This window comes from Aporhodopirellula rubra (assembly GCF_014192335.1).
Classification (GTDB): Bacteria; Planctomycetota; Planctomycetia; order Pirellulales; family Pirellulaceae; genus Rhodopirellula; species Rhodopirellula rubra.
In genome coordinates, this window is record NZ_JACHXU010000035.1 from 66,297 (window position 1) to 75,544 (window position 9,248).

The window sequence follows — 9,248 nt, forward strand, 5'->3', positions numbered from 1 at the left end:
GGAACTGAGAGAGTGGTGTGATTTCTGAATTGCCTCTTGCGAAGCCTCTCTTTCGCGAGCGTGAGAACTCCGTTCGTTCTGCCTCTCACTCGAGAGTGATCTTGAGAACGAAAGCATGCTCGCACGGCCGTTGATCGGGGAAATGAACGATCAGTCCATCGGAATCCGCTTTCCAATCGAGCGGCCCGTCTTTCGCGGAATCGTGTCCGAGTAACTCAACCGATTGGATCGGGCCGCCCGCGATGCAATCCGTTGGCTGGTAGAGAGGCGTGACAAACTCCATGAGGATGGGCGAGTTCTCTTTCGGCCAATCCATGACGAAGGCATACAGCATGTTGTCTTTGGTCGTGTAGCGGATGTCTTTGGCGGTAAGCTTCGACTTTTTATCGTGTGCTCCAATCTCGTGAATGCCTTCACCGTAGACGCCCCAGGGGCGTGTGCCGTAGATCGCGTCGCCGTTGAGATCGAGCCATTCACCGACTTCGGTTAAGAGGTCGGTCGCCTGTTGGTCGAGCGTCCCGTCGGCTTTGATTGGGATGTTTAGAAGCAAGTTGCCGTTTTTCGAAACGATGTCGATCAGCTTATCAATGACCAATCCTGGTTCCATGTAAGGCACGCTCGGGTTGTAACCCCAGGAACCGATCGAGTCATCGGTTTGCCACGGCGCGTCGAGAATATGGCTCGCCTTTCCTCGTTCGTAATCAAGTGTCGCGATGCCGTCGGCGTAGAGTCCCTGCCATGGGCGCTGTTTGATGCACATGACGCCTTCGGGACGATGGTTGTAAAAGTTAGCGATCACACCGAGCCCGGTTTGCCCTTGATCAATGCCGCGAAACGGAACGGCGCAATCGAAGTACAGCAGATCAGGATCGTAGTCTTCGACGAGTTGGTTGATGCGTTTAGACCATCGTTTTCGCCATTCTTCTGTGGTTTCCAACGGAGCACGCTGGTGCGTGCTTTGTCCGAAATTGGGTGGGTAAAGTCCCGGAGCTTTGCCGGCTGCGCCGTCGTAGGGAACGCCTTTTTTGTCTCCTTGCGTGTCCGCTCCATTTGCCGTGTTTAACCAGCTATAGCTGCGCGAGAGATGAGTGGTGACACCGAATCGGAGCCCCGCTTTGACGGTCGCGTCCTTCCACAATCGAACGAGGTCACGCTGCGGCCCCATGTTCACCGAGTTCCAGCGATGATGTTTGGAATCCCAGAGGTCAAAGTTGTCATGGTGCACAGCGCATGGTGAGAAGTACTTCGCTCCGGCACGTTTGAACAACGCCAGCAACGCGTCTGGATCGAAATTCTCCGCCTTCCACATCGGGATGAAATCGGCATAGCCGAAATCCGACGGATGTCCATAGACTTTGCAGTGGTGTTTGTATTCAGGGCCTCCTTCGAGATAGAGTTTCCTCGCATACCACTCACCTTGTTCGGCAACCGAGTACGCGCCCCAGTGCAGGTAGATTCCAAACTTCGCGTCGCGGAACCATTCGGGGCATTGATAGTTCTGTAGTGAATCGACGGTCGGCTCGAAGGTTTCTGCCCTGAGTTGACTCGAAAATGAAAGCAGGAACACAAATGCAAAAAGGATTCTCATAGATCGCATCGAAAGGCAAAGGAACATTGACAGGATTCTCATGATTGCTGTTTTAACTAGACAGCGATGCTTTGCCTCCATGCCACTGTTCTTCTTAAAGAAAATTTTCGCTGCTTACTGTCGTACACCACCAGTCGACGGTCGGTGCCGCCGAAAGCGTTTCTGTAAACAACGTCGTTTCGCAAATGGATGAGTTTGTCAGCCCGTGGTCCACCGTCGGCCGACGTTGCTTGCAACAAAATTAGAAATGCTCTAGGTCTATGGATTGTTCGGCGCTGCCGCATCGTTGGAAACTGCAGCGAAAGGTGACAAGCAGCTTTCGTTGTAAGCTCTGCCAAAAATTAGATTGCATTTTCAATTGCGTGTGAGCCGAACGGCACAGGGGCATCCCACACGGAGTTGCCGTTGAGCTCGCTTTCTGAACATCCAGCCGCCGATGCGTGCCGCTGCAATGATACCGGTCAGCTGCAGAATGACTTGCAGCAACGAGGCTGCGCTGTTTACTGTCGCCAAAGCCATTGACAAAACAGTTGTTCAGGGAATGCGATAAGAGGGATCATGCCCGATTTGATGGATCGCGGGTATTTGACCGAAAGTCAGAACGGCCAAAGTTGCGGGATGATTGTTACAGCGACGATACCAAGCAGGATGTTGAGTGGTGCTCCAATGCGTAGGAAATCGGTAAAGCGATATCCGCCAGGGCCGTAAACCATCATGTTGGTTTGGTAACCGATTGGTGTCATGAAACTGGCCGATGCAGCAAGCGTTAGTGCGATTAAAAACGGCCGCGAGTCCACATCGTACAGTTTGGCCAATTCTAGGCAGATGGGAAATAACAGTACCGCCGCCGCATTGTTGGTAATGACTTCAGTCAATAGGGATGCGAAACAATAGAGAATCGCCAAGGCTGCGAGCGGCCCTAACGACTCGGTGTTCTCCACGATTGTATTAGCGACTGCTGACGCGGCACCGGAATTTTGCAGAGCAGCACCAACGCCAAACGATGCAGCAATCGTTACCAGCAGTTGCCACTCGATGCTTTGCCGCGCACCGTCAGGGGATAAACACCGAAAGGCAATCATCGACACCGCCGCCAAAGCGGTGGCAACCGAAATCGGAATCCAGTTGGTCGCCATCAATGTCATCAGCACGACGAAAACTACCACAGCGATCCAGGCCCGATCACGCCGCAGGGGGCGCCATTGGTCGACCATGCTGACCAGATTGAATGCAGGATCATGGCGATGTGCTTGTACAAAATCCGGTCGTGTTTGCATCAGCAAGGTGTCGCCAGGCTGGAGCGTGATGTCGCCTAACTTTTCGTCGATGCGTTTACCGAACCGATGAACGGCCAGCACCACGGCTCCGAAGCGTGATCGAAATTCTGAATCTCGAATCGTCATGCCGTTTAATGCCGAATTCTGCGAGACGACAGCTTCACACATCCGTCGATTACGTTGCTCACTCGCTGTCAATTCGGCGCTCGAATCGACGACGGGAATCAACCCGTTGATTTTTTCCAGTTCGATAATATCGCCCACCACCCCGGCAAAGATGAGATGGTCGCCGACTTCAATTTGATCTTCTGGCCGCACTGGCGTGATCATTTCTCCGCCACGTTCAATTTCTACTAGAAACAAACCAGGCAACTGTCGTAGGCCACCCGCTTCCACGGATCTTCCCGATAGTCGGCAATTCGCTTCGACGCGCATTTCAATCAAGTAGTCGCGTCTTGACTCGCTGAGTTGTTCGATCAACTCAGCACGTTCGGGCAACAATGTTCCCGCAAAGAAAAACAAGTAGATTGCACCAACGATTGCGTAGGGAACACCGGCTTTCCCAAGTTCCAGCACACTCATGCCGGGCAATCCGTTTTCAATCATCAACCCATTGATAACCAAGTTGGTAGATGTGCCAATAACAGTGCAAGTGCCACCTAGAATTGTTAGATACGAAAGGGGAATCAGCAGCTTCGATGGGGAGACATGATTTCTGCGGCACCAATCCATGACGATCGGTACAAACATCGCAACGATCGGTGTGTTATTCAGTATCGCCGACATCGGCATGACTATTGTCGATAGACGCAGCATCGCACTTCGTTCTGACTTCGCCTTGCCAAGGACATGATGCCCGACTTCATCGAGCACGCCCGTTTCGCGTAGGCCCGCGACGACGACGAATAAGAAAGCAACCGTCAGCACTCCCGAGTTGTTGAAACCTGAAAATGCTTCTTCGGCGGATATAATTCCGGTTGCTGCAAATAGCGACGTCGCAGCCAAGAACAGGACGTCCGTGGGAGCCAGATTCTTAAGCAGTGCAAAAAGCAGAGCCCCTACCACGGTGAGTGTAGCCCAACCTTCGTAACTCATTGGCTAACTTGATCCAAGACGATATGGCTCGCCATTTCTCGACTGCGCCGAGACGTCCACGCGACGACGATGCAAACCGGTGTGGATGTGCCAAGAACAGATGCTGATTGCGTGTGGGAGGCTCGCTCCAAGAGCGGCAACCCCGCAGCCATCAGGAAGGTATCAGTCGCGTATAGCAGAAGTGTCCCGACACCTTCGGCTAGGATTGCCGAAGCGTTGCAGAGCAAACTCGGCATACACAAGTCCGTCGCCGGAGCTGTCACTTCCCTCTTCAACCAGGAGCGAATTTCCAAACAAGAGCGAACTTCTTGGTGCGTCTGCCAATGGATCTGCCCCTTTCGCCAACACCCTAGCACCAAAGACAGGCACGCCTGTCCAAGCGAAAGAAGAAAGTAGGCCATGAATCGCTAAAGATAACCTCGCGCAGAGTGGGTATTGTTTCAAAGGGTGTATCTTAGTAAGCGTTTATCGCTTGTATAGTCGGGCTCTTTCACGGCTTTTGTCGGGAAGTGCAGGATCCGAATTCAGGTTCTCGCTCAACGGCAGCGGCATTCTCGTGCTCTTGGCCTGCCAATCATGACGCAAAATATTGGGGAGAGTTGAAATGCGTTGGAGCAGTAACGTGATGCAAATTTCCAGTTCGCTGTACGCCAAGGCTGAGCCAATAATTGCAGCAGAACGTAGGTTCTGAATCTTCCCGGCAGCGTTCCCTGAATTACTTGAACTTATGAACGTCTTCCCCGATTTGGTGATCTCGTCGCGATGAGGGATTGACTGAATAGGGATAGGCGTTCTTGGTCGCTAGGTCCTCATGAAATCGCTCTGCATGCTGCCGGCGCTGCACGAAAAGTATGCGAGGAAACTTTTTCAGTGTATGCAAAGTAAAATATTCGGGGGAACAATCACTCTTCAATGAGGTGCCGGGAAGATTCGCCGGATTTGATTTCGAGGAACTAGACAAAATCCAAAAGCATCCGAGGATAAAACCATGGTCGATGCACTAGTAAGACATGCGTAAAATGAGCGGTGTCGACAGGTCAAGGTAAATGGCAGTGCTCGTAGAGCGAGGGTTCTCGCACCAGCGTTTGTCCTGAAAAAGGTGTGCCAGTAACGAAACCTGCATCGCCATTGGGGAATTTGCCTGCACCGGAAACGTGGTCATCGGATGACTACCGGCGACAGATTGACGCACGGGTAACGGCAAAGGATTCACGTTGTCGGAGCATGGCATGCGATTGTGTCCGCCTGCTGCACACACCAAGCAATATTCCGTTAAGCTGTTCTGCTTAACCCAAGATGTAACGATGCCGCAACGATTCGCTGTGCGGTATTGCAAATTGGCCGTAGTGAGCGATTGTCATCAACGTGATTGCCGATGAATTCCCTATCACCGCATTCTGCAGCCGGTAGATTGATCGGGCTCGTGGTTTGCATCGTCATTATTCCAATGGCGATTTACACTGCGATTGCGATTCAGCTAGCCTCCACTATGAGCGTCGAAGCGGTTGGCAATAGCCTTGAACGTCAGTGTGTGTTTGTTGCAAGCGACATTGAACGATTCGTCGCACAGCGGACCTTCACGACCAGGTTGCTATCTCAAGCGGATCTGCTCGAAGTTGACAATGTCGAGGCCATTCATCGCTATTTAGTCGAAGTAAACGAAGCTGACCCGGTGTTTTCTGATCTTTACGTTCTCGATCTCGAGGGCACATCGATCACGAGCAGCCGAATAAAGGATGACGCCTACGAGAACGCAGTTCGCGAGATTGCGAGTGGTAATTTTGATCTGATTAATAAGTGTGCCAGTGCAAAGCAAGGCGACGTCTTTTTTTCCGAGCTCGTTTCGCTTCCTGCAGGCAATGGTTTGCTGCTGGCGACTCCAATTACTGACGATTCTAACGAAATCGTTATTCGAGTGCTCATTGCCGAAATTCAGATCGAACAAGTTCAAGAAATTGTCGCGATATTCAGCGACGAGGTTCTTGGCAATAAGTTTGTCTACATCGTAAACAAGTCAGGGAATGTGGTCACAACAGGAGATCAGAGTGGCGTCCCGCTTTTGCCATTCTCCGATTTCGTGGCTAATCCGACTCTCCTTGATCGGCTGTCTGGTTCTGGTGGAATCGGAACGCTCTTTTACGATGACTCGCACGGCGACAAGGTGGTGGCAGGATTCGCTGATATCGCGAAGTTTGGAGGTTGGGCATCGCTGGACTGGAGCATCATTGCGGTTGCACCAGTTGACGTGATTTTGGCGCCCACGCGGAGGATGCGCAATTGGCTACTGGCGGTCGGTGTGGTCGTCACACTTGTCGCACTGGGGATCGCGTTGTTCTTAAGTCAGTCGGTGACACGATCGATGAGCGAACTGGGCATTGCCGCTGAAAAGATGCAGCGAGGTATTTATGACACTCAATTGCCGATTAGTGGAATTCATGAAATCCGGCAGATTGCTCTAGCTTTCAATTCAATGGCGTCGGCGATTGCTTCCCGCAAGCGGAAACTGGCGGAGGCGAACGCACACTTGTCGGATTTGTATGAAAACGCTCCTGACATGTTGTATTCAGTTGACGCGAAGTCCGCGTGTATTACGAGTTGTAATCAGGCATTCGCGGACACGTTCAATTGCACTAAGGATGAATTACTCGGTCGTTCTGTTTTCGAACTGTATCATCCTAACAGCCGCGATATGGCTCAGCGTACGTTTAGTACGTTTCTCGAAACGGGAGCGGTTCACAATGCCGAGCTCCAGCTGAACTTGCCGAACGGTTCTGTGATGGACGTCCTCTTGAATGTTTCCGCCATTCGCGACCAGCAAGGAAACGTGTCGCAAAGCCGGTCCAGTTTGCGAGATATCTCCAGGCTCAAGCAGCTCGAACGCAGCCTCGTTGCGAGCGAACAACGACTGCGAACGATTTTGGAAACAGAACCGGAATGCGTGAAATTGACAAACCAAGCAGTTGAGTTACTGGAAATCAATGCTGCGGGTTTGGCAATGATCGAAGCCGAGACTACCGGGGAAGTGATTGGGAAGTCGATGCTTCCGTTGCTGGATTCCGATTACCGTGCAGACTTCATTGAACTAACCGAGCGAGTCTTTGGCGGAGAGTCGGTAATGCTAGAGCTTGAGTTCACGACTTTGAAGGGAAATCGCCGGTGGGTCGAAACGCATGCTAGTCCACTCCGAGATACCGACGGCGCCGTTACCGCGATGCTGTCAGTTACACGCGATATTACTGATCGCAAGAATGCTGCGATCGAAGTCCAAATGCAGAGGGACCGAGCTCAGCAATATTTGGACGTAGCCGGGGTTGTAATCGGCGTCCTTGACACGGAGGGGGAGATCATCTCTATCAACCGGAAGGGTTGTGAATTACTCGGCTATACAGAAGCAGAGCTTGTCGGCAAAAACTGGTTTGACACCTGTTTGCCAGACGACGGTGTGAGTGAACTGCTCGCTGTCTTTTCTCAAATCATGCGGGGAGACATTTCGGAGATCGAATATTACGAAAACCTGATTCAGACGAAAGATGGGGAACATCGGCTGTGTGCGTTTAACAATACCATTTTGCGTGAGGGAGGCGATGAGATTACCGGTGTCCTCTTTTCCGCTCTCGACATTACTGAACGCAAGCATGCCGAGGAATCATTGCTCCGAGCAAACGCAAGCATGGACAAAGCTCAATCGCAAGCGCGGCTCGGCAGCTGGGAGATGAACGTGCTGACGCAGCAGGTGTCGTGGTCGGCAGAGCTGTACCGGATTTTCAATCAAGACCCCCAGTTAGGCCCTATGGACGTTCGGGATTTCACTGAGCTAGTGCACCCTGACGACCGACCTCTTTTCACGCAGACGTATTCCGAAGTATTGGGTACGGGGAAACCAACGACACTGCATTTCCGTCGCCACCCGCAGTTAGGTCCGGCATGCAACTTGTATTGCCGGATTGAGCAGTTGGCATATGGTCCCGACGGCAGTCCGTTAACGTTGTCTGGCACAACTCAAGATATCACGGAATTGAAACAAGCTGAGGATGCGGTTCGGGAAAGCGAGCGGCGAATTCGCCTGATTCTGGATAACCTCGTCGCGATGGTAGGTTTGTTCGATCTCGACGGGCGTTTGGTTGAGGTCAATCAATTGCCGCTCGACATGGCGGGTTTGACACGAGAGGATGTGCTCGACCTGCATATGGCGGATTCCTATTGGTACAACTACTCAGCCGATGAGCAGGCGACAATTCGCGACTATTTGCGCCGCGCAGCGGAAGGGGAAGTGGTTGAATGTGAAGTTCATCCGCGATTGTCAGACGGGACATTGTTGGTCGTATTCGCCAGATTCGGTCCAATATACGATTCTGACGGCAATATCGTACAAGTTGTTGGTTCTGCCTACGACATTACGGATCGCAAGCGTGCTGAAACAATGTTGCGTTCGAGCGAAGAGCGGTTGCGGATGGCAATGACGGCTGCGGAAATGGGATTTTGGGATTGGAACCTATCGAGCAACTTGGTCATTTGGTCAGAAGGGTCTGAAAGGCTGTGGGGCATGGAGCCAAATTCGTTCACCGGAACGCTGGCCGAGATCCAGTCTTGTATCCATCCAGATGAGCTTCCCCGATTAGGCGTCGACACACAGATTGCACGCGACAATCGACAGACCTGCATACATGATTTTCGCGTTATCTGGCCTGACGGCAGCACTCATTGGATTGAATCTCTCGGCCGATTCGAGTACGACGATGCCGGGCAACCGACGCGAATGCTGGGTGTGTTTCGTGATGTCTCGGATCAAAAAGCGGCTCAAATTGCGTTGAAAGAAAGCTTTGACAGGCTGCAACGGATCTTGGACGGTGTGTTCATTTTTGTAGGGTTGCTCGATGTCAACGGGGTTTTGGTTGAGGCCAATCGTGCGCCGCTCGAGGCAGCAGGGATTGAGAAGAGCGATGTCATCGGATGCGTAACGGCGGACACATATTGGGTCTCGCATTCAGTCGAGACTCAGCGTGAGTTTTGTGAAGGCGTTGCGCGTGCTGCGGCTGGGGAAACAGTACGGCAAGATATTACACTGCGAGTTGCTGACGGTGAATTGATTGTCGCGGACTGGATGCTGAGCCCGCTATTTGATGCCTCTGGACGTGTGGTTGAAATTGTCAGCTGCGCGGTGGATGTCACCGATCGAATTCGAGCCAAACTTGAACTTAGGAGCTGTTCGGAAATAACTTCGGGATTTCATGCTGGTAGAACATAGTTGAATTTACCGAGGGTTTCATCACGCTCTGTCGGTTCGTTTT

General features: G+C 52.0%; 4 protein-coding genes. 1 reads left to right on the plus strand and 3 read right to left on the minus strand.

Annotated features, from left to right (window positions below):
• Positions 1 to 85: 85 nt before the first annotated feature.
• The 3 genes from FHS27_RS28840 to FHS27_RS28850 all read right to left on the minus strand — a co-directional run bounded on the left by FHS27_RS28840 (position 86) and on the right by FHS27_RS28850 (position 4,196).
• The gene (locus FHS27_RS28840) at positions 86 to 1,588 is read right to left on the minus strand and encodes an alpha-L-fucosidase (protein WP_184309564.1); all 1,503 of its coding nucleotides are present in this window, start codon (positions 1,586 to 1,588) and stop codon (positions 86 to 88) included.
• Positions 1,589 to 2,184: 596 nt separating this feature from the next.
• Complete coding sequence (locus FHS27_RS28845; RefSeq protein WP_184309566.1) at positions 2,185 to 3,960, minus strand: SLC13 family permease; 1,776 nt, start codon at positions 3,958 to 3,960, stop codon at positions 2,185 to 2,187.
• Positions 3,957 to 4,196 carry a hypothetical protein gene (locus tag FHS27_RS28850; protein ID WP_184309568.1) on the minus strand — a complete coding sequence of 80 codons (240 nt, stop codon included), beginning with the start codon at positions 4,194 to 4,196 and terminating at the stop codon, positions 3,957 to 3,959. The genes FHS27_RS28845 and FHS27_RS28850 overlap by 4 nt, the downstream gene beginning before the upstream one ends.
• Before the next feature lie 1,211 nt (positions 4,197 to 5,407).
• Here FHS27_RS28850 and FHS27_RS28855 point away from each other — a divergent pair.
• Entirely contained in the window at positions 5,408 to 9,205 is a 3,798-nt protein-coding gene (locus FHS27_RS28855) for a PAS domain S-box protein (protein WP_184309570.1), read from the plus strand.
• The last annotated feature ends 43 nt before the right edge of the window (positions 9,206 to 9,248 follow it).

Coding starts and splice junctions, on each gene's coding strand:
- FHS27_RS28840 (WP_184309564.1), bottom strand. CDS start 1,588: ATGAGAATCCTTTTTGCATTTGTGTTCCTGCTTTCATTTTCGAGTCAA.
- FHS27_RS28845 (WP_184309566.1), bottom strand. CDS start 3,960: ATGAGTTACGAAGGTTGGGCTACACTCACCGTGGTAGGGGCTCTGCTT.
- FHS27_RS28850 (WP_184309568.1), bottom strand. CDS start 4,196: ATGCCGAGTTTGCTCTGCAACGCTTCGGCAATCCTAGCCGAAGGTGTC.
- FHS27_RS28855 (WP_184309570.1), top strand. CDS start 5,408: ATGGCGATTTACACTGCGATTGCGATTCAGCTAGCCTCCACTATGAGC.